Origin of the sequence: Lysinibacillus sp. NPDC048646, assembly GCF_050272295.1 — a bacterium.
GTDB lineage: Bacteria > Bacillota > Bacilli > Bacillales_A > Planococcaceae > Lysinibacillus.
Genome location: NZ_JBNNLZ010000001.1, coordinates 153,757 through 176,424 on the forward strand (window position 1 = coordinate 153,757; position 22,668 = coordinate 176,424).

Below are 22,668 nucleotides of genomic sequence, written 5' to 3' on the forward strand. Positions count from 1 at the left end.
ATATTTAGTTAAGTTGTTCATTCACTTTCGTTAGTATAGACCTTCTTTAAATATCCGTCAATGGTTATTTCTTAATTCATCTAATAATTGTACGTAATCAGCAGGAAGAGGTGCTTCAAACTCCATATATTCACCCGACGTAGGATGATCAAATCCTAATATACCTGCGTGCAATACTTGTCCATCAAAATCTATGGTCTTTTTTGGTCCATATTTTGGATCTCCAACAAGGGGGAATCCTATATATTTCATATGCACACGAATTTGATGTGTTCGTCCTGTCTCTAGGCGACATTCTACAAGCGTGTAATCGCCAAATCGTTCAGTTACTTGGAAATGTGTCACCGCGTGCTTGCCCTTATCAACAACAGCTTGTTTCTGTCTATCTTTTTGGTCACGACCTATTGGCGCATCAATCGTTCCTTTATCATGTGCGATATGCCCATGTACAAGGGCTGTATATTTACGAGTTACCGTTTTTTTCACTAGCTGATCGACTAACGATGTATGAGCCGTGTCATTTTTTGCAACCATTAGTAAGCCCGATGTGTCCTTATCAATACGGTGCACAATGCCTGGACGCATTATACCATTAATGCCTGATAAATCTTTGCAATGATACATCAAGCCGTTTACAAGTGTCCCTGTCAAATGACCTGGCGCCGGATGAACTACCATCCCCTTTGGCTTGTTGACAACGAGTACATCCGCATCTTCATAGACAATATCAAGGACTAAGTTTTCAGCTATTACATCTAAAGGCTCTGCCTCTGGCACAGTAATTTCTACAACATCGCCTGTTTTTACCTTATACTTCGCTTTTACTGTCTCACCATTCACTTTGACAATACCTTCTGCAACCCAATTGCCAATTTGTGTACGTGACCATTCTGTTTGCACAGTTGAAATCGCCTTATCAATGCGTTCTCCCTGTTGCTGTTCTTCAATTGTATATGTTACTTGCGTCATTGTTTCACCTGTTTCTTTTCTTTTTTATCTTCGATGATTAAACCAATCATTAGGACGACTACCGCAATTGATAATGCCGCATCTGCAATATTAAAGATAGGGAAATCATAATTAATCACTGGAATTAACACATCAACAAAATCGACCACTTCTCCTCTAAATAAACGGTCGATAAAATTGCCTATAGCTCCGCCCAATAATAGCATTAAGCCCACTTGAAAAATCTGTTTTCCCTTAGCTTCTTTATGATAAAAGTAAATGATGGCATAAATAACGCCTACTGTCACAATTGTAAACAACCACATTTGCCCTTCTAACATCCCCCATGCAGCCCCTCTATTTCGATGAGACAAAATACCAAACCATGGGTCCCACACAGACATACGCTCTCCATACTCCATATTTTTCACAATTAGCCATTTTGTCCATTGATCTAAAAGAATCACAAAAGCGGCCAATCCATAATATTTATACACAGCCATTCCTCCGTTCGCTCAACATCTTACCTATTCTACCATAAGAGCCTATAGAGGAATAACTAATATAACATGAAAATATGACGGAGACGCTCATGATTAGAAGGCTAAATCCATATTACCTAACTGTCTTTAAAATGTAGCTAAAGAAAACACAGCATTCAATTCAACCCCGTTCTACAACAAAAAGCTATCTCTATCCCTTAACAAGCAATAGAAATAGCTTACAAATCTCTTATACCGTTTCAGATTCTTTTGAATGTACACGCTTCATGAAATCATTTACGTCAGCTGGTACTTTTCTATCGAATAAGGACACAATAATAACTGATAGGAAACCAACAGGTACTGTCACAATACCAGGAATTTCAAATTGTAAAAAGCTTGGTAGTGTTCCAGGTAAGAAAATCATCCACATCGATACACCTGGACCGATTATTAGGTCTGCTATTGCTCCTTTTTAATGTCATACCTCTCCACCAAATACCTAAAATAAAGATTGGTGTAAATGTACTGCAACCGTAAACGCTAAAGCTACTAAATGACCTATCGATGCATCTTTCACCAATAAACCAGGGGCTCCGTAAAGAACACCTAAAATCACGATGGTTACCTTCGCCGCAATCAGTCGTTGTTTTTGAGTAATATCCTTTTTCATGAACGTTGCATATAAATCATGTTTAAATAAAAAAATCCATTTGTCCCTGACAATATTCGCATCTTAGTCCCTCTAACAAAGTTAACCACTTCTTTTACTCGAGGAATCAGACCTTGAGCGAATGAATAAAAAATGAGCAGCCGATCGTAACATCGAGCTGCTCATTTCTACCTTTACACCAGTAAAGTATTCCACCTTTTCAAGTGACTGTTCACTTTCGAATGGCTTTATGATTTCAACTTATTTAAACGTAATACTTTTCAACTACTTCTGCACAGCGTGCACAAACGGTTGGATGTGCTGCGTTCGTACCGACTGTTTGCGAAATTGACCAACAACGCTCACATTTCTCGCCTGTTGCTTTTTCAACAACGATGGATGCATGTTCAAGCGCCAATGCTTCAGCTGGAGCTGCTTCAAATGGTGCTACTTCTAAGTTGGATACGATTGATAGCTGTGCAAAATCAATATTTGCATCGTTCAATAATGCTGAAACATCCTCTTTTGCATAAACAGTTACTTTAGCTTCTAGAGATTTACCAATTGTTTTAGCATTACGTGCTTCCTCTAATGCTTTAAGAATATCATCGCGTACATTAATAATTGTTTCCCATTTTGTACGTAGACTTTCGAAGTTTGCTTGCTCATTAACCTCTGGGAAATCAGTTAATTGAACAGATACTTCATCCACTAAGCCTTGCTCGTGTAAATAAGACCAAACCTCATCCGTAGTATGCGGAATAATTGGTGTCATTACTTTTACTAAGGTCATTAATGTATCATAAATGACTGATTGCATTGCACGGCGATCATGATTGTCATGACCTTCGATGTACACTACATCTTTTGCGATGTCTAAGTAGAATGAAGATAACTCCACAGCGACAAAGTTATTGATTGCATGGTAGACAGCTGCAAAATCGTAGCGGACATAAGCAGCACGCACAGTTTTTAAGATGTCTTGCAAGCGCATGTATACATATTGGTCCATTTCACGTAAATCTGCATATGCTACGCGGTCAGTCTCTGGCTTGAAATCGGCAATATTACCGTGTAAGAAACGGAATGTATTACGAATTTTGCGGTATACTTCAGAAACTTGCTTTAACATATCCATTGAAATACGTACATCGGCTGTGTAGTCAACAGATGCTACCCACAAACGTAAAATATCTGCACCATACTGATCCATTACCTTTTGCGGAATAATGGTATTTCCGAGTGATTTACTCATTTTGCGCCCTTCACCATCAAGCACGAAACCATGTGTTAGTAAACCTTTATAGGGTGCATAGCCATTAATTGCTACTGATGTAATTAATGAAGAGTTAAACCAACCGCGATGTTGGTCAGAGCCTTCTAAATAAAGATCAGCAGGATATTTCATTCCACGTTCTACTAGCACACTTTGGTGAGAAGAACCTGAGTCAAACCATACGTCCATAATATCGTTTTCTTTTGTGAACTCGCCGTTCGGGCTTCCTGGATGTGTGAAACCTTCTGGTAGTAATTCTTTTGCCGACTTTTGGAACCAAATATTTGAGCCATGCTCACGGAACAATGCTGAAATGCGTGCAATTGTTTCCGGTGTAATAATTGGCTCACCATTTTCTGCATAAAAAATAGGAATTGGCACACCCCATGCACGTTGACGAGAAATAACCCAGTCCCCACGATCGCGAATCATGTTATAAAGACGTGTTTCGCCCCAAGCTGGTGTAAATGTTGTAGATTTAACAGCTTCTAGTAACTCATCGCGGAATGCATCAATAGACGCAAACCATTGTGGTGTCGCACGATAAATAACTGGTTTTTTCGTACGCCAATCATGTGGATATGAGTGCGTAAAGAAATCTAATTTTTCTAATGCGCCTACTTCTGCTAATCGCGCTGTCACCATTTTGTTCGCATCATTATAAAAGACACCTTCAAAGCCTGGAGCTTCTTCTGTATAGCATCCACGGTTATCAACAGGACTAAGGATTGGCAAGTCATATAATTTCCCGATATTATAGTCATCTTCCCCGTGTCCAGTAGCTGTGTGAACACAACCAGTACCAGCTTCAGCTGTAACGTGCTCACCAACCATAACAAGTGATTCTCGGTCATAGAATGGATGTTGTGCGACAAGGCGATCTAATGCTTCCCCTTTTACTTCTTGTACAACTTCATAGGTTTCCCACTCAAGCTCTTTTGCGATTGTTTCCAATAATTCTTTGGCAATGATGAATTTTTTATCTGCTACTGCTACAACTACATAGATAAATTCTGGGTTTAAAGAAATCCCCAAGTTTGCTGGAATTGTCCAAGGTGTCGTTGTCCAGATGATGAATTTTGCATCTGCTGGTACAACACCTTTTGCATCTTTAATCGCAAAGCTTACATAAATAGATGCTGATTTAACATCCTTATACTCGATTTCAGCTTCTGCAAGTGCTGATTCAGACGAAGGTGACCAGTACACTGGTTTTAATCCTTTATAAATATATCCTTTTTCCGCCATTTTTCCGAAGACTTCAATTTGACGAGCTTCAAACGTTGGCTTTAATGTGATATATGGATTTTCCCAATCACCACGAACCCCTAAGCGACGGAATTGTGCACGTTGGTTGTCGATTTGTTGATAAGCATATTCTTCACATAATTTACGGAAATCCGCGATAGACATTTCTTTACGCTTTACACCTTTATTTGCCAACGCTTGCTCGATTGGTAAACCATGTGTATCCCAGCCAGGAATATAGTTAACATGGTAGCCTGTCATAGAACGATGGCGTGTAATCATATCTTTTAACACTTTGTTTAAAGCATGACCGATATGAATATCACCGTTTGCATAAGGAGGCCCATCATGCAACACAAATTCTGGGCAACCTGAAGTACGCTCCATTTGCAGTTTATTGATGTCCATTCCATTCCATTTGTCTTGCATCTTCGGTTCATTGGCCGGTAAGTTTCCGCGCATTGGGAAATCCGTTTTCGGCATTAATAAGGTTTCTTTATATTCAACCATTTGTAATTCCTCCTCTGTTTTTTTCAAACAAACAAAAAAGCCCCTCAATCCCTAAAAAGGGACGAGAAGCTTTGACTCGCGGTACCACCCTAGTTGCAGTACATAAAAGCACTACCTCTTGTAAGCATGTTAACGTCATGCGCCCCGAAATAACTTACTAAAAGTTCAGTTATTTAGCTCTGGAGTGATGTTCTTTGTTATTTGATTGTTTGGGCTCCCACTATCCCCAAATCGCTTCACTACGCCTAACAAATACTGTCTCCATCTTCGCCTGTATGCATATTTGTTCAAAATAATTACTATTACAATAGTATATGAAAATCCATCATTGACGTCAAGTCAAACTGATTAGTTAAGTAGATGATTGCCAACGCTAATGGTCGGTTAAACATTATTAGTGATGGAATGTCTTACACTTCGTCTGATTCTTGCGCATCTTCTACAGATGATTGAATTTCTGTTAAATCAATATCATATTGTAATAAATGATCCCAATCATCGGCATTTAGTAAATCAAGCTGTGCTTCTACAAGCATTTTAAAACGATTTCGGAAAACCTTTGATTGCTTTTTCAGCTCATCAATTTCAATTGTCACTTTACGGGCTTTTGTTAAGGCCTCATTGATAATGCGATCAGCATTTTTTTCTGCTTCTTTCACAATTAGCTTTGCTTCTTTTTGTGAATTTCTTCGCACTTCATCAGCCGCTTCTTGAGCCACAACAATTGATTTTTGTAATGTTTCCTCTAATGAACTGAAATATCTTGCTTGTTCTAAAGACATTTCTAGCTGCTTGTCGACTTCCTTTTTTTCTCGCAATAATATTTCATAATCTTTAATGATCTGATCTAAAAATTCATTTACTTCATCTTCTGCATAACCTCTAAAGGATTTTGTAAACTCCTTATTATGTATATCAATAGGTGATAATGGCATACAATCCTTCTCTCCTTTACATGTACATTCGTTCTTCCTATTATACAATTGTTCCAACAACTTAGCAGTAAAAATTAATGAATTTTACTTGATTTTTAGCTTTTTTGGGTCAATCGACCGATTTGCAAGCGAATTTTATCTTTTTTTGTACGACCTTCTGTCATAAGTATTTTCACGCGACCGCTTCCTCGTACTGACAAAATATCGCCTTCTTGTAATTCGAAAGCCACTGCCTCTCGCTCAGTCCAATTTACGCGTACTTTTTTACCTGTTATAAGTGCCTGTGCCCTTTGGCGAGAAACTTTTAACACATTTGCAATTATGACATCTAAACGCATGGAAGAAACCGTATAAGACTCTTCCACCCATTCATCCTCATTTTGAATGAGGGGCTCAGTCTCTTTAATCGACTCTACATACACTTTGACTTTACCAATGCCCGTTAAATGTAGACGGACATAATCTGCCACCTCATCAGCGACTACAAATTGTACTCGTTGCTCATTAACGCGTATATCACCAAATTTAGCGCGATTTAAACCTAATGACAACAGTGCACCTAGTACGTCTGGATGACGTAATTGTATGAACTTAGCAGGATAATGAATGGTAAACACAGTTAGTTGATAATCCTCCACTTGCGGTTCAAAATAGGATGGATAGATAAGCATACGTTGGCGTTCTGCCTCATGAAAAAGACCTGCACTCATGGTTTTTAAAGCGTCATCCTGCCCAATAATGGATGCCACAATAAAACGTTGCCGTGGATCTAAAAAATCAGTGAGTTTTGGCGCATAGCGATCCTCGACCTCACGTTGCCAACTCACTACCTGTTCGATGAAAGGCTGCTCGTCCTTCCTAAAATGTTGTATTAAATGTTCCATTTCCCCACCTCTTATATCCTTCTTCCACTGTTTCTAAACTTAGTATTCCCTGTTAAACAAAAAATCCCCACCAACTGTGAGGATTTTCGTCTAAAACATAAAGTATATTTTTTGAATCACAATGAAAAGCCCGTTTTGAATAAAATTCAACAGGAAAATTGCCACAATCGGAGAAATATCAATCATACCGATAGGAGGGATAAATTTCCTAAAAATCCCCAAATATGGCTCGCATACTTTTTCAAGCATACGACCAATTGCTGAGTTTTGTGCAGCAGGTATCCAAGACATTAAAATATATGCTATTAGCATAAAAGAATACGCTTTAAATGCTAATGACACATAATACATAATTATATAAAAAGTCATATAAACTACAATCCTCGCTCTTTAATTATCGTCTAAAATAAAATTTGAAATTTCGCCAGACACTTCTACATTATCTGGTGTACATAGGAATATATCTTTACCGATGCGTTGAATATCACCGCCAAGTGCGTAAACAGTGCCACTTAAAAAATCGATAATTCGTACACCTTGCTCACGATCAATACGTTGTAAATTGACAATTGTAGCACGTTTGTTTTTTAAGTTTTCCGCAATATCCTGAGCTTCTGCATAGACTCTCGGTTCTACTAATACTACTTTTGCACCTTTAGAATTCATAGCTGCCTGTAAACTTACGATATTATTGGCAGATGCACTTTGTGGTACAATTTCATGAATCGGTGCCCTACGTTCTTTTATGGCCTTTTTAGGTTTAGCTGCATGAATCGGTTGTTGTTGCACGGGTTGTTGCTTTTGAATAGGAGCTTGCGTGATGTCTTCTTCTATTTCTTCTTCAAGATAAAAGAAGTTTTTAATTTTATTTTTCATGCTCATCCTGTTCCCCTCTTTCATTTCCAACAAGAGCCGTTCCGACTCGAACGAATGTAGCTCCTTCCTCTACCGCTATTTCAAAGTCATTAGACATGCCCATTGATAACTCGGTACAAGGTGCGTGTGCGAATCCCATCTCGGCTATTTGCTGTTGACATTGTTTTAATTGCTGAAAAACAGAGCGAATGATTGATTCTTTCTCTGTATTTGGTGCCATTGTCATCAAACCAACAACTTGAATTTTCGTAAAGTTTTGTAAAGATTCGATAAAAGATATTGCCTCTTCTGCTGTTAAACCATGTTTTGATTCTTCGCCTGATACGTTAACTTGTACAAAGCATTTCACAGGCTTGTTTGCTCTTTTTTCAATTTCTTCAGCTAAGCTCAATCGATCCAATGAATGTAAATAATCAATATCATTAATGACCTGTTTTACTTTACGAGTTTGAAGTGAGCCAATATAATGCCAATGTACATCAGCTTGAATCGCTTCAATTTTATGTTTCAAACCTTCAGGGCGATTTTCTCCTAAATGCACTAGCCCTGCTTCAATAGCTTCTTGCGTTCTTGCTACAGAGACTTCTTTTGTTACAGCAATAATTTGAACCTGATCTTGTTCACGATTTGCACGTTTTTGTGCTGCTTGTATTTGTCCATTAATTTTGTATAAATTTGTTAAGATTTTCGTCACTTTTTTCCCAACTTTGCAACATTAGTTTCTTTTATTGTAACAAGCAACGCTTTATTTATCAATGAATAGCCTGACCTATTCGTGAAAGTACATTTGCGCTGTTCACACGCAACTCAGGCAGATATAGTCTCAAATTGCTATTTAAACGAACTAGAAGCGCAAATCATTAGCTCTACGATAGTGCCTTCACAAGTATGACATCCTTTCCAACAACAAGAACATCTTTCATATAAACTTTTCTAACTGACTCTTCACCTCTAAAAAACCCTAGATACTTACGAGGCTCTGCTATCATAAAAGCAGTTACATAGCCCGTTTCCTTCGAAACCTCTGCATCTACAACAAATCCTAAAAAACGTCCATTTCCAGCTTCTATAACTTCTTTTTGCTGTAAATTTGAAAAACGCATCTGTACCCCTCCTAAATCAATTACATCAGATGTAATTACCTTTTGCTGTCGCTTGGTAAGCATTTTTCTAACTGAATGAAGATAAAATGCGCACCGAAATCTCGGGTGCGCATTGTCTACTTACTTATAATCTTTCTGCATCGTTTCTATCGCATTTTTTTCTAGTCGTGAAATTTGCGCTTGAGAAATCCCCAGTTCCTTTGCAATTTCAGTTTGTGTCTCACCAAAATAAAAACGCTTTGCTACTATCATTTGCTGACGTACATCTAACTTTTGCAAACTTTCTTTCACCGACACGTAGGCAACCCATTGATCTTCTGATACATCATCATCACGTAATTGGTCCATCATATAAACAGCGTCCCCACCGTCTGAATAAATGGGCTCTTGTAATGAAACTGGGTCTTGAATGGCATCTAAGGCAAATAAAACATCTTCCTTTTTCATGTCAATCATTTCAGCAATTTCTTCAATCGTTGGTTCTCGCAAATTATCAGTTATCCATTGCTCTTTTGCCTGCATCGCCTTGTACGCAATATCTCTAAGTGAGCGAGAAACGCGTAGTGCATGATGATCACGCAGATGGCGACGAATTTCACCAATGATCATTGGTACAGCATATGTTGAAAATCGTACATTATGCTTTAAATCAAAATGATCAATGGCTTTCATGAGGCCAATACAGCCTACCTGAAATAAATCATCTGCCTGTTCACCCCTATAGGCAAATCGCCCGACAATACTGAGCACTAACCTTAAATTGCACATGACAAGATCTTCCCGAATCTCGGTTTCTCCTGCTTGTAAACGGATGAAGAGTTCCTTCATTTCCTCGTGCTTTAAAATTGGCAAAGTCGATGTATCTAAGCCGCAAAGATCTACTTTTGTTCGCATATTCGATTCCTCCGGATGTTATTCTCTGACTAAACCGTTACATCAGTTTGTCCGAGAGAATCGAGAATATGCAGAAAAATTACGACCAATTTTAGGTAGGATAAATTTCCCTAATTATGATATAGGTTGATTCAAATTTTCTCGTAAATCTTGAATGATTTTCTTTTCTAGACGAGAAATATATGATTGCGAAATACCTAAGTGATCAGCTACTTCTTTTTGCGTCATTTCAATTTTTCCATTTAAGCCAAAACGACACTCCATAATATATCTTTCACGCGCGCCTAATAAGTTAATGGCATGGAACATATGTTGACGCTCAATTTTCTTTTCCACATTGTCTAAAATAATATGTTCCTCTGTCCCTAAAATATCAGACAATAATAATTCATTGCCGTCAGCATCTGAGTTTAGTGGTTCATCTAATGAAACCTCACCCTTCATGCGACTTGTCTTACGTAAATGCATCAAGATTTCATTTTCAATACAACGTGATGCGTACGTTGCAAGCTTAATATTCTTATCTGTATTGAACGTTTCAATCGCCTTAATCAAGCCAATTGATCCAATACTAATTAAATCCTCAATCGGCGTACCCGTATTATCAAAACGTCTAGCAATATAAACAACAAGACGTAAATTACGTTCAATAAGTGTGTCTCTTGCTCGTAAATCTCCGTTCATAAAGGATGCAATGACTGTGACTTCTTCTTCTCGACTTAGTGGCACTGGCAATGAATCATTTCCCCCTATATAGTACGTTTCACGACTTCGAAACTTACCCCATAATTTTTTCAAGCTAGCAAGTAGCCTAAGAAGCAATAGTTCTCCCCCTCTATGAGTTATTTGAAAGCGCTGAAAAATGTAAAATTGCTGCTGTGCTATGTGGAAAATTTTTAGCTTTTTTCGTTAATACGATATACTCATTGCTCTTCACTTGTGATGGCTCCCCCTTAATAAGCCACTCATCAAAGCGAAAACCTAATACAACTGCTTGTTGCTGCACTGTATTTACATGAATAAATCGAATAAGACGTTGATAATCTGCTGAAAACATTGATACATCGTACGGATCGGCTTCTTGCCATTCAGATAATGCTTTTCGAATCGCTACTGGTAAATGTGATCGTAAAGCTGTATACGAGACAAAATGGACAGGTTTTCCGGATAAAGGCTCGATGCATTGATTACCCGTATCAACAAAAGCCGAAAGTGGTATCATGGCATCAAAAATCTTTAACGTCGTATCAAAAACAAACTGACCACTTACACGCTCCAACTTCACAAATCCCCATTGTTTATAAAAAACAACGAGGTAACCAAATGCTACCAATAAACAAATTAAAATAAAATGAATGACAGAAAGATTCTTTAAATACGGTTGTAACGCTGTTAATAGCCCGCCAATAACAATTGTTGCTACCAGTACAATCGGTCCTTGCTTCTGAAAGCTTCGAATCTTAAACTGAAATGCAATACCAATTAATATGACAAAACTTAGCATTATCGTTATCAGCATTTGACCACCGATTACAGCTATCAAACTACTACAAATAGAACTCATTAATAATCTCGTATTCTTTACATGAACCCTTGTTACCTTTGCCGTAAACGTGAGTATCGCTAGATTATAAAGCGTATTAATGAGCACCAGCCATTCTCCATACATAACAGCCGCCTCCTACTTACAAAGTTAGCACGCCACGGTCACAAATATTGTCAAACAATCGCATCAATTCCTTAAAATGTTTTGACAAAATACATGCTTTCCTTACACATTTGAACATAATCAAGGAAAGAATTTTCTTTACATTCAAACACTAGTAAGGTCAAATTATAGGCATCATCTATCCATAGGAATAAGCTACACCTGAGATGATGCTACAAAATTCCCTAACAAATATAAAAAGCTCGTATTTTACCTAAGTAAAATACGAGCTTTTAAGAAGTCAAATGCTTTACCTTTATCCACGATTTTTACGGTTTCGTAGGAATGCAGGTACCTCAAGCATATCATCCTGTGCATAATTCTGCTGGTTTTGACGTGGTTGTTCTTGTTGAATATGAACTTCTTGACGTTGCTCACGAATTGGTGCTTGTTGTTGAGGAGCAGCTTGTCGATTAGTATTTAACGTTGGACGTGCAGACCCGCGTTGTTGTTGTAAAGCCTCTTCAGAAAAACCAGTCGCAATGACTGTGACAATAATTTCATCTTTTAAATTTTCGTTAATAACAGAACCGAAAATCATATTTACTTCTTCATCAGACGCTGAAGCTACAATATCTGCTGCTTCTTGTACTTCAAATAAGCTAAGGTTTGAGCCGCCTGTAATATTCATAAGAACACCTTTAGCACCGTCAATTGATGATTCAAGTAAAGGACTCGAAATAGCTTTTTTCGCTGCTTCTGCAGCACGGTTTTCACCCGTTGCAATACCGATCCCCATTAATGCAGAACCTTTATTTGACATAATTGTTTTTACGTCTGCAAAGTCTAAGTTAATAAGACCTGGTGTTGCGATTAAATCTGAAATACCTTGTACACCTTGACGTAAAACGTTATCTGCTTCACGGAAGGCTTCAAGCATCGGCGTAGATTTATCGACAATTTGTAGTAGCTTGTCGTTCGGAATGACGATTAATGTATCTACCGCTTCTTTCATACCGCCAATACCACCGATTGCTTGTGTTTGACGTTTGCGACCTTCAAATGTGAATGGTCGTGTTACTACACCTACAGTTAACGCTCCCAAATCACGTGCGATTTGCGCAATAACTGGCGCAGCACCAGTACCTGTGCCACCGCCCATTCCAGCCGTTACGAAGACCATATCCGCACCGCGTAAAACTTCTTCTAATTGTTCACGACTTTCTTCAGCAGCCTTTTTCCCTACCTCGGGATTTGCACCAGCGCCTAGGCCACGAGTAAGCTTTGTACCAATTTGTAACTTTATTTCAGCCAACGATAAATTTAAAGCCTGGGCATCTGTATTTACTGCGATAAAGTCAACACCTTGTACACCATGTTCTATCATTCGGTTGACAGCGTTGTTACCACCGCCACCGACACCAATGACCTTTATAACTGCAAGTTGATCAACACTTGTATCAAATTCTAACATACTTTTTTCCTCCCACGGTAACTCGACTCTGTATCATTCATTACGCATTCAAGTTAATCAAAAAATTTATCAAATAATTTTTTTGCTCTCCCGATTACGCTTCCCTTAGATTCTGATGGTGCAGCATATTCTTGCTTCTTAGGTGTCGCTGATTGAGCTCCTACAACCGCATATTCACTAGGTTGCGTATTCGTACTTTTTCCGTAAAAATCATCTTCTAAATAGGCGTAACGAATTAGTCCAACTGCCGTCGTAAATGAAGGCTCTCTAACGCCAATATAATCAGGTATATATATTCTAACACGCGTTTGCAGTATCTGGCGCGCCAGTTGCGCAATACCTTCAAGCTTTGCAACACCACCTGTTAAAACAACACCACCTGGTAAATCTCGAACACCTAGTCGCGCTAACTCATCAATCACTAGCTCGAATAATTCTTCCAATCGAGCACCGATAATTTCTGAAATAAAGCGCTGGCTGTACTGATCTCTTGAATCTGTACCTACAATTGGCACTTCAAAGAGTTCTTCGTCTGATGCATCATCATAATAGGCATGTCCAAATTGGTGCTTGATTTGTTCTGCTTGCTCTGTCGGTGTTTTTAAGACAATTGAAATGTCTTTTGTAATATGATCACCACCAACTGGTATCACACCCGTATGAGTTAACAGACCTTCTTCAAATACTGCTATAGTTGTTGAACCGCCTCCTAATTCGATGAAGGCAGTACCTTGATTCTTTTCATCTTCTGTTAAAGCAAAATAACCAGCAGCCAATGGTTGCAGATAAATCTCTCGAATGCTTAAACCTGCACGCTCCACACAACGAAGTACATTGTGTAATAGCGTTTTAGAGGTCGTAATCATCGTTGCATCCATTTCGAGTCGAATACCAATCATACCGCGTGGATCTTTGATTTCATCTAAATTATCCACAATAAATTGTTTTGGAATAATGTTAACTAATTCACGTTCAGGAGGTATTGACATGACTTGTGCAGATTCTACCACTCTGTCTAAATCATCATCTGTAATTTCTCTATTTTCACTATTTACAGCGACAACACCTTTAACTAGCTGTAACATCGTCTGGTTTGCTGGAACGCCTAAAACGACTTCATCGATTTGATATCCGGTCATTCGTTCAGCTTGTTCCACTGCCTTTCGAATAGATTGAACTGTTGCATCTATATCAACAATCGCACCTTTTCGAACTCCATTCGATTTTACATTTCCGACCCCAATTACATGTAATTGTCCGTCGCTCATTTCACCTATTAATACTTTGATAGAGGATGACCCAATATCAAGTGATATATATAATTCTTGCTGATTCAATTCGCTGCACCTCCTTGAAAAATGCTCTTAATTTCATTCTATTGTAAATCTAGCATAATGTCTAAGCAAATCGAGTATTTTGGACAACTTTTCTCTTATTCTATGGAAGTTTTGTTCTTCTTGTGACATTTTTCACCTAGCCTCGTTAGTAAAATACGCCTAATTATTGCTATATTTTGGAACAAACGTACTCCAAAAGCAAAAATGGCTGCTAAATACAAGTCTACACCTAAATTCACACCTAAGAAGGCAAGTCCTGCTGCCAGAACTATATTAAAAAAGAAACCTGACACAAAAACTTTGTCATCATAAACTTGCTGTAATTGAGCACGTATGCCGCCAAATAACGTATCTAACGCTGCCAAAACAGCTATTGAAAGATAATTTTCATAAATTGAGGGTATCTGGATATTTGTTAATAAGCCCAAGGCAAGTCCTAACACTAAGCCTAAAAATGGTAGCCACATATATTAATCTCCTTTTTTGCCCTCTGTTAAATAATCGTTTGTCAATGGATGATTGAATGCTGGGATTGTTAAATATTCAGTCGGCTCTTCTATTACTAAATTGAAATTATCTAAGTAAAAGGAGTCGATAAATGTTGAAGCTTGAATCGAGCTATACATTTTCTGAGCTTCCTTAAATGAAGTTGTACCAACATAAATTTCGAAAGGCGGTGAGGATAGCGGAACACTATTCACCGTTGTTTGTCCATTTATGTCTCGAATGGCTGTTGTATGTACAATGCGGTTCCCATCAATGGCAACATTTGCAGCATCGTATTTAAACAAGGCATTCAGTAATTGAGTAAGTAAATCAGGTGAAATTTCTTCGATGTTATAGCCCATTGCTACTAATTCCGGCGCTGGTGCAACACGGAGTATAACTCCTGGTCCTATGACATCTGTAAGTCCTGCCTGCTGTTTTAACCGATCCAATGTTTCATTTAAAATAGATTGTAAATTTGTTTTTTCAGATTGCTCATAGCGACCCACTACATCATTAAGTGAGCGGATATCTGCTAATAATGTGGAATGCCTTTTTTTCTCTTCTGCCAATTCTTCGCGTATAGCCCAAATATCTCGTGTATCTCGCTCAGCTGGTTTTTGAATGGTATTGTACTGTACCGCTATCATCAAACCGATAATAAATAGCACGATCGTTATTCGGGTGTACATATTTTTTTTCAAAATAGCCCCTCCTAGACGTATCGTTCTGAACGCCTCGGCATCATTGCGTCCAAACTTGTGCAAGGAGCTTTCACAACCACCGAAGGCTTGTCCTAGAAAATTTTACAACTATTAGATATCATTAACTTTCTATTTTTACATTTGGCATTGTTAGTTTTTGATTTTCTTCTAGTGACACCACAATATTGTCATTTACTAGCTGGTCAACAACGCCTCCACTTAAGTTTAAGGAGGCACTGAGTGTTGCTGAATCTCCTACCGCCTCAATCACAAATGGCGCCGGGTGTTGTTTGCCATCAATCGTGATAACAGGCCCATTACAGCGTATATAAGAATTTGCCATAATCCGTTGTCCGTTAATAGCAATTGCCTGTGCACCAGAGATTTTCAGTTCATTTAGTAGCTTGAAAATATGACTTTCATGCACAATATAATCATTAGGATTTACAGATTTAGGATCATAATCACCATCTTGAAGTGTTATACGTAATCCTTTTCCTTCTGCATTTAAATCTCCTAACAATAAACGTAAATCTTCTGCTTGTTCAACAAGTTGCTGATAATCTTTTTCACTAGATACAAATTGTTTTTCATATTTGCGAATTTTCTCTTGTAAAGCACTTGCCTCTTCTGTCAGTTCTTTATTGCGCTCTTGCTGTTCAATTAACTCCTCACGATATGAATCTTCTTGCAAAAGCTGTGAGTCAATCGCACCTGATTCTCGATTATCCTTCGCCTGGTTGTAGGAATAGCCGATGATAAAGCCTGTTGTCATGCAAACGATGAGTAGCTCAAATTGTTTTCTTGAAAAGAAATTCCCTTTACTATTCGTTTTCTTGTTGTTCATCTTCTGTCACTTCCTGGTTGGCCGTTTCTCCATCTGGATTTTCTACCATGTCAATACTAACTTGGTTGTACTCATCATTAAAAGGACGATAATACGAGCCGACCTCTAAATCGATAATACCTTTTTCTAAATTTGCAATTTGCGCTACAATTGAAGGGTAATAATTTAGCTTTTCTGCTAATGTCTGAATAACTGCTCGCACCTCATAGCCATCATTCATATAAAGCTTGACCGCATTTGGATTGGTCTCATTACCATTCGTATTTACTTGTGAAATTAAGGCTAATACTTCCGGTTTTAAACGTGCTAACTGTTCTACAAGCTTGTGAATCGTTTTTTCACCAGTTATGCCAATAAAGACAGGTGCATCAATCGGAATATTGTCTTCAGCCTGCTCAAAACGTTTCCCATTCTCAAGTAATGGATAATAGGTACCATCACCAGCTAAGTACGCAACTTTTTTCCATTCCTTTATATCAATCGTTACGCCTTGTAACCAATTACGCTTAACTTGTGCATCTTGTACCCATTTATCCTTCTGTAAAGCCTCTTCTACATCGACCACTTTAAAGCTCCACATCGACTTTCCTGGTGCAAGTTTACTAGCGTTTAAATAATATTGTTCATCTGCTAGTTGTGCACCATTAACCGTTATTTTTCGGATATCACTGTAAGGAGATTGAAAATAAAGGAGTACTGCTAGTACTAAAAAGAAAAGTAATATTAGCACTATAAATTTGCGATTCGTACGCTTTTTTCGTCGCTTTTTAAGCGTAGGTATGCGATCTTCTATATCAATTACTTTCTCCAAAAAAGTACTCCTCCTTTATATTTATTTCGCTAATTGATAAATAATACCTATTATTAACCACATTGTTACTAAAGATGTTCCGCCATAGCTAATAAAGGGTAATGTGACACCTGTTACAGGTACCAAACCAATGACTACAGCTATATTTAAAAATGCTTGCACAGTTAACATCGTCACAAGTCCAATAATAGCGTAGTAAGAAGTTCTGCTCTTAGCCTGTACAGCGAATTTATAGCCAGCGTATATCGCTAACACAAATAAAGCTAAAATAACGAGCCCACCAAGTAATCCAACTTCTTCAAGAATAATCGCATAAATAAAGTCATTTTGCGGTTCAGGTAAATATAAAAACTTTTGTCTACTCTGACCAAAACCATGTCCAAAAATACCCGCTGGTCCAATCGCCATTAACGATTGCACCGCCTGAAAGCCACTCCCTAATGGATCTACCCAAGGGTCAATAAATGCTTCAATGCGCTTGAGCCGATAAGGCGCGGTTACAATTAATATAGCTAATCCCGCAATACCAGCTACCATAAACATCGCATACAACTTTAGCGGATACCCTGCTACAAAAAACAATAAGAATACTGATACAACAAGTATAAATACGGAACCAAAATCCGGTTGCAACATTATTAGTACAACAGGTAATAGCAAGATTAATCCATGCCGCCAATTAACAATCGGTGTCCCTGTTTTATGTTGCGCTAATATATGACTCATGTACACGATGACTGTAATTTTCGTCAGCTCTGCTGGTTGTATCGTTAACGGACCTACACCAATCCAACTTTGAGAACCATTTCTTACAAGTCCAATACCGGGTATGAGTACAAGGACTAGTAAAACCAATGAAAAGATATAAGCCAATTTCCAAAAGGACTGCTCCTTCAGAATATTTAATCGAATGGTAATTAGAAACACTACAATAGCTACAACAAAGTATATACTTTGCTTCATATAAAACGACATTTTTCCACTATAATGAATGGCACTCCAATAGGTACCTGCAGAATAGACGAAAATAATGCCGATTATTGATAGCATCAAAGTTGTGACGAGCAATATATAGCTTTCTTTCCCTCTCAGTAATGCCATCCTTCCAAGTCAAGTATATTCTAAAATAGTTACAGGCTCATTACAGCTTCATTACAGCATCAATAAAAACGTCACCTCGAATTTCAAAGCTGTCATATTGATCCCAACTTGCACATGCTGGCGATAGTAGAATAACATCACCCTCCGCAGACATAGGTGCAGCATAATGCACTGCATCCTCTACGTTTTGAGCAATAATCGTTTGCCGCACACCACAAGATTTCGCAAATTCTACAAAGCGTAAGCCTGTTTCACCAAATGCTACAACACCTTTTACATGATTCATGCAAGGGCGTAACTCTTCAAATGAATGACCACGGTCTAAGCCACCTGCAAGTAAAATGACAGGTGCCTGGAATGCATCCACGGCACTTTTCGTTGCTAAGCAATTTGTCGCTTTGGAGTCATTGTAAATCTTTCGACCATTCCATTCACGGACAAATTGCGTACGGTGACGAACGCCCCCGAACTTTGCTAAAACTTCTTCCATTTTCTCTTTTTCACAACCGACTAATATACAAGCTGCTACTGCTGCTAAAATATTTTCTAAGTTATGCTTACCGGGAAGAGCAATATTCGCTCGTTCCATGTAAGGCTCACCTTGCCAGTAGATGATTGTATCGTCTGCACTAATACCTTCAGCTGCACGTCCACTTGAGGTAAATGGCACTTTTTTTGCTTTTGATTTTGTCGCATAACCAACTACAATTGGTTGATCGGCATTATAGATGAAATAATCATTTTCATCCTGATTACGCGCTACCCCAAACTTTGCCTCTGCATAATTATCAAAAGTACCATGATAATCAAGATGTGCATCGTAAAGATTTGTTAAAATAGCGATTTTTGGCTTGTATGTTTTTGTCCCCATTAGTTGGAAAGAAGAAAGTTCAGTGACAATCACATTATCTTTTTCTGCTTCTCTTGCTACACCACATGCAACTGTACCAATATTCCCTGCGATTAACGGCTTTTTCGCTCCATTATCCAGCATTTCAAAAATCAGTGTAGTTGTCGTAGTCTTACCATTAGAGCCTGTAATACCAATAAATGGTGCATCGCTAATTAAATATGCCAGTTCTATTTCTGTCCATACTGGAATATCACGGCTTAATGCATCTGCAACAATTTTATTGCTATATGGAATTCCTGGATTTTTTACGACCAACTCAAAACCTTCATCTAGCAAATCTTCTGGATGGCGTCCACAAATAACCGTAATCCCTTTTTGTAATAAGCCTTGCGCGTCTGGGCTTTCATCAAACGGCTTTGAATCATTGACCGTCACAAAGGCTCCAAGTTCATGTAATATTTCAGCTGCTGCTACACCACTTTTGGCTAGACCTAGAACAAGAATTTTTTTATGTTGTAAATCTGTATAATTTCTCATAAGAACGCCTCCGATAAGACTGCAATCAATGCTACTGCTAAAGCAGTTGACCAAAAGACAAGTACTACCTTCCATTCTGACCAACCAGATAATTCAAAATGATGGTGGATAGGGCTCATTTTAAAAATACGTTTTTTGCGAATTTTAAAGCTCCCCACCTGTAAAATAACGGATAATGTCTCTATCACAAATACTAATCCAACTAATACGAGTAAAAACTCTTCTTTTACTAAAACAGATACCATTGCAAGCGCACCGCCAAGGGCAAGTGAACCCGTATCCCCCATAAACACCTTCGCTGGATTTGCGTTGAATAGTAAAAATCCAAGTAGAGCACCAGTCACTGCAAATGCGAATAAGGCGATGTCTGCTTGATTCTGGAATAACGCGATAACACCAAATGCAGCAAATGCAATAGATGCTGTTCCCGCCACAAGGCCGTCTAGACCATCCGTTAAGTTGACTGCATTTGAGAAGCCAACTAACCAGAAAATTAAAAAGGCTACATAGAAGAAACCAAGATCAATCGTCCAATCTGTAAATGGAATGGCCAGTGTTGTGTCAAATGAACCAACATACAATAAGAAATAAGCAAGAATGGCAATAACAATTTGACCTATTAGCTTTTGAATCGAAGTTAATCCCAAATTACGTTTGAAAATCACCTTTAAACCATCGTCTAGAAAGCCTATCAATCCAAATCCTGCTAAAACGAGTAATAGGACTACGGTTTGTGTCGTGAATAAATCTAAAAAGTTACCAATTCCCACAGTTGTGAGGATAATGGCAGCTAAAAAGATAAGGCCACCCATTGTCGGGGTACCCGCTTTTTTCATATGGGATTTTGGCCCTTCTTCACGAATACTTTGCCCAAACTTCAGTCGACGAAGAAGCGGAATAAAAATTGGTGCCAGGATAACTGTTACTATAAAAGCAATAGCTAAAATGGTAAGCGTTGTTGCGAGTTTCATTGAAAAATCTCCTTTAAATCTTGTTTCCCTTTCTTCATTAAGAAAAAAGTACAAACTTTCATATATTTATTACTACCCTTCATAATAATAGTGGTTCTTTCCCTTTTTTTAAAGGTAAAGTTACATTAGCTCTCTAAATATAAATGTATGGTGCCATCTTGTTCGATAACACTATCCACTTCAGGTAATTGACTACCAATTTTAGCTCCTTCCCCGTGCCATTCAATACGGAATGGGTAATGTTGCTTGGCAATATCATCCTTTGTTTGACCAATAAAACTTGGTACCTTCACAGTAATCGGGTCACCCCAACGATAATCTTTTTCAAGCTGTTCCTTTGATTTTTCAATACCAATAAAAGGTGCAACATCTTCAATAATTTGACCAACAATTGGCGCTGCCACAACTCCACCAAATTGCGTCGTTTTCTTCGGGTTATCTACTGCTACATAGACCACAATCTGTGGATTATCCGCTGGTGCAAAACCTATGAACGATACGATATATTCGCCATCCTTATAACGACCATTTTCCACTTTTTGTGCTGTACCCGTTTTCCCCCCAATACGTAAACCATCCCGATAGGCTTGGCGTCCTGAACCCTTTGCAACAACAGATTCCAACGCCCCTCGTACCTTTGCAGATGTTTCTTCACGAATAACCTGCCTTTTCACGACCGGTTCAGTTTCCTTTATAACTTCCCCTGTAGTCGGATTAAAAACCTTTTTCACAACATATGGCGTATAAAGCTTGCCCCCATTCACTGCAGCGGCAACTGCTTGCACCTGTTGAATTGGAGTTACCGCTACGCCTTGCCCAAATGAGGTCGTTGCTTGCTCTACTGGTCCAAATGCTTCTTTTGAAAATAAAATGCCTGATGCTTCACCAGCAATATTGGAACCTGTTTTTTCACCGAAACCAAAGTCTTTAATATACTGAAGTAGCTTTTCGTTACCAATACGCTGGCCTAATTCAATAAAACCTGGATTACAAGAGTTTTCTACAACTTCTAGAAAAGTTTCATGTCCATGTCCTTCACGTTTCCAACAGCGCAGTCTAGCTCCTGCAACCATGGCATAACCAGGATCGTAGAAAGTGTCATGTTCTAAATCCACTACATTTTCTTCTAGTGCCGCACTAAGCGTAATAATTTTAAACGTAGAACCTGGTTCATAGGTCATCCAAACCGGTAAATTTCGATTATAGATGGCTGGCTCTACTAATTGGTATTTTGCTGGATGAAAGGTCGGATAGGAGGATAACGCTAATATTTCCCCAGTGTTGGGGTCCATCGCAATCGCCATCGCTTGGTCGGCTTCATAGCGTTCCATTGCCTGTGACAATTCACGCTCAACCACCTGTTGTACATCCACATCAATCGTTAGTTCTACCGTTGCCCCATCTTCTCCAGACTTCCATGCACTCGCTACATTAGACAAGTTATTGCCTCTAGCATCTGTAAAAAGCCGTATAGCAGAGGAGTTTGCCTTTAATAGTTTATCGTATTCATATTCAATACCTGCTAGCCCTTGCGCATCATAACCTGTAAAACCAATGAAACGTGATAGTAACGTACCGTAGGGATAGTCCCTTGAATAATCGACACCACTATATAATCCTTCAATTTGCATACCTTGTAATGTAACGGCTTTCTCATAGGAAATATTCTTGCCTTCAGGTGCCAGTTTTACTAAGGATACTTTTTTCTTCATTTTTTCCAAAAGTTTTTGTTCATCTACTTCAAGCACTTGTGCAATTTTTGCCGCTGCACCTTCAATATCATTACTTTGCGAGGGCATAAAATATAAAGTAGGTGCTAGCTTATTTTTCACAATACCATTACCGTCTCTGTCCGTAATATGTCCTCGCTCATTCGCAAAAGGAATTTCACGATCCCAGTTTTCTTCCGCCTTTTTCGTCAGTTCCTTTTGGTCAAATATCTGCAAAAAGAACAGACGAATAACAATTGCCACTGCTACAAACATAAACAATACATATAAAATACGTAAACGCTTTTTTGAATGGATAGAAATCCACTTCATTCGACATCACACCTTGTTTTTTACAACGTATGAAATAAAGTGGACTTCT

24 protein-coding genes and 1 other annotated feature are annotated in these 22,668 nt (G+C 38.4%); all 24 genes read right to left on the reverse strand.

Going from position 1 to position 22,668, the window contains the following annotated elements; genetic code table 11:
* Positions 1-57: 57 nt before the first annotated feature.
* Positions 58-969 carry an RluA family pseudouridine synthase gene (locus ACQKII_RS00720; RefSeq protein WP_427455372.1) on the reverse strand — a complete coding sequence of 304 codons (912 nt, stop codon included), beginning with the start codon at positions 967-969 and terminating at the stop codon, positions 58-60.
* Positions 966-1,445: a signal peptidase II gene (lspA, locus tag ACQKII_RS00725; RefSeq protein ID WP_427455374.1), complete on the reverse strand. Its 480-nt coding sequence runs from the start codon at positions 1,443-1,445 to the stop codon at positions 966-968. Before lspA ends, ACQKII_RS00720 begins: the two co-directional genes overlap by 4 nt.
* Before the next feature lie 235 nt (positions 1,446-1,680).
* The gene (locus ACQKII_RS00730) at positions 1,681-1,857 is read right to left on the reverse strand and encodes a hypothetical protein (protein WP_427455376.1); all 177 of its coding nucleotides are present in this window, start codon (positions 1,855-1,857) and stop codon (positions 1,681-1,683) included.
* Between the two features lie 75 nt (positions 1,858-1,932).
* Positions 1,933-2,103, reverse strand: a complete 171-nt coding sequence (locus ACQKII_RS00735) for a hypothetical protein (RefSeq protein WP_427455378.1) — start codon at positions 2,101-2,103, stop codon at positions 1,933-1,935.
* Positions 2,104-2,347: 244 nt separating this feature from the next.
* Positions 2,348-5,116, reverse strand: coding sequence for an isoleucine--tRNA ligase (gene ileS / locus ACQKII_RS00740; protein WP_427455380.1), 2,769 nt, complete (start codon positions 5,114-5,116; stop codon positions 2,348-2,350).
* Between the two features lie 54 nt (positions 5,117-5,170).
* Positions 5,171-5,393 (reverse strand) — a binding site (T-box leader).
* Between the two features lie 133 nt (positions 5,394-5,526).
* Entirely contained in the window at positions 5,527-6,051 is a 525-nt protein-coding gene (locus tag ACQKII_RS00745) for a DivIVA domain-containing protein (RefSeq protein ID WP_427455382.1), read from the reverse strand.
* Between the two features lie 95 nt (positions 6,052-6,146).
* Positions 6,147-6,935 (reverse strand): RNA-binding protein, encoded by a 789-nt coding sequence (locus ACQKII_RS00750; RefSeq protein WP_427455384.1) that lies wholly within the window; start codon positions 6,933-6,935, stop codon positions 6,147-6,149.
* A gap of 90 nt (positions 6,936-7,025) precedes the next feature.
* Positions 7,026-7,304 carry a YggT family protein gene (locus ACQKII_RS00755; RefSeq protein WP_427455386.1) on the reverse strand — a complete coding sequence of 93 codons (279 nt, stop codon included), beginning with the start codon at positions 7,302-7,304 and terminating at the stop codon, positions 7,026-7,028.
* Between the two features lie 21 nt (positions 7,305-7,325).
* A complete protein-coding gene (locus tag ACQKII_RS00760; RefSeq protein ID WP_427455388.1) occupies positions 7,326-7,817 on the reverse strand; it encodes a cell division protein SepF in 492 nt (163 codons plus the stop codon).
* Positions 7,801-8,505: a YggS family pyridoxal phosphate-dependent enzyme gene (locus tag ACQKII_RS00765; RefSeq protein WP_427455390.1), complete on the reverse strand. Its 705-nt coding sequence runs from the start codon at positions 8,503-8,505 to the stop codon at positions 7,801-7,803. The genes ACQKII_RS00760 and ACQKII_RS00765 overlap by 17 nt, the downstream gene beginning before the upstream one ends.
* A 172-nt stretch (positions 8,506-8,677) precedes the next feature.
* On the reverse strand, positions 8,678-8,914 hold the full coding sequence (locus ACQKII_RS00770) for a PRC-barrel domain-containing protein (RefSeq protein WP_427455392.1): 237 nt from the start codon (positions 8,912-8,914) through the stop codon (positions 8,678-8,680).
* Between the two features lie 120 nt (positions 8,915-9,034).
* Entirely contained in the window at positions 9,035-9,808 is a 774-nt protein-coding gene (sigG, locus tag ACQKII_RS00775; RefSeq protein WP_143997559.1) for an RNA polymerase sporulation sigma factor SigG, read from the reverse strand.
* 114 nt (positions 9,809-9,922) lie between these two features.
* Positions 9,923-10,630, reverse strand: a complete 708-nt coding sequence (gene sigE / locus ACQKII_RS00780) for an RNA polymerase sporulation sigma factor SigE (RefSeq protein ID WP_024362133.1) — start codon at positions 10,628-10,630, stop codon at positions 9,923-9,925.
* 13 nt (positions 10,631-10,643) lie between these two features.
* Positions 10,644-11,477: a sigma-E processing peptidase SpoIIGA gene (locus ACQKII_RS00785; protein ID WP_427455394.1), complete on the reverse strand. Its 834-nt coding sequence runs from the start codon at positions 11,475-11,477 to the stop codon at positions 10,644-10,646.
* Positions 11,478-11,772: 295 nt separating this feature from the next.
* Positions 11,773-12,930: a cell division protein FtsZ gene (gene ftsZ, locus ACQKII_RS00790; RefSeq protein ID WP_427455396.1), complete on the reverse strand. Its 1,158-nt coding sequence runs from the start codon at positions 12,928-12,930 to the stop codon at positions 11,773-11,775.
* A gap of 53 nt (positions 12,931-12,983) precedes the next feature.
* Positions 12,984-14,267, reverse strand: a complete 1,284-nt coding sequence (ftsA, locus tag ACQKII_RS00795) for a cell division protein FtsA (protein ID WP_427455398.1) — start codon at positions 14,265-14,267, stop codon at positions 12,984-12,986.
* Between the two features lie 95 nt (positions 14,268-14,362).
* Positions 14,363-14,734, reverse strand: a complete 372-nt coding sequence (locus tag ACQKII_RS00800) for a small basic family protein (protein ID WP_427455399.1) — start codon at positions 14,732-14,734, stop codon at positions 14,363-14,365.
* Positions 14,735-14,737: 3 nt separating this feature from the next.
* Positions 14,738-15,457, reverse strand: coding sequence for a DUF881 domain-containing protein (locus tag ACQKII_RS00805; RefSeq protein WP_427455401.1), 720 nt, complete (start codon positions 15,455-15,457; stop codon positions 14,738-14,740).
* 121 nt (positions 15,458-15,578) lie between these two features.
* Positions 15,579-16,304: a DUF881 domain-containing protein gene (locus ACQKII_RS00810; RefSeq protein WP_427455403.1), complete on the reverse strand. Its 726-nt coding sequence runs from the start codon at positions 16,302-16,304 to the stop codon at positions 15,579-15,581.
* Entirely contained in the window at positions 16,282-17,115 is an 834-nt protein-coding gene (locus tag ACQKII_RS00815) for a cell division protein FtsQ/DivIB (RefSeq protein WP_427455405.1), read from the reverse strand. Before ACQKII_RS00815 ends, ACQKII_RS00810 begins: the two co-directional genes overlap by 23 nt.
* Positions 17,116-17,136: 21 nt before the next feature.
* Positions 17,137-18,216, reverse strand: a complete 1,080-nt coding sequence (gene ftsW / locus ACQKII_RS00820) for a putative lipid II flippase FtsW (RefSeq protein WP_427455407.1) — start codon at positions 18,214-18,216, stop codon at positions 17,137-17,139.
* A 40-nt stretch (positions 18,217-18,256) separates the two neighbouring features.
* On the reverse strand, positions 18,257-19,606 hold the full coding sequence (gene murD, locus ACQKII_RS00825; protein WP_427455409.1) for a UDP-N-acetylmuramoyl-L-alanine--D-glutamate ligase: 1,350 nt from the start codon (positions 19,604-19,606) through the stop codon (positions 18,257-18,259).
* Entirely contained in the window at positions 19,603-20,577 is a 975-nt protein-coding gene (gene mraY, locus ACQKII_RS00830; protein WP_427455411.1) for a phospho-N-acetylmuramoyl-pentapeptide-transferase, read from the reverse strand. The genes murD and mraY overlap by 4 nt, the downstream gene beginning before the upstream one ends.
* A gap of 125 nt (positions 20,578-20,702) precedes the next feature.
* Positions 20,703-22,619, reverse strand: a complete 1,917-nt coding sequence (locus ACQKII_RS00835) for a stage V sporulation protein D (protein WP_427455413.1) — start codon at positions 22,617-22,619, stop codon at positions 20,703-20,705.
* Positions 22,620-22,668 lie beyond the last annotated feature (49 nt).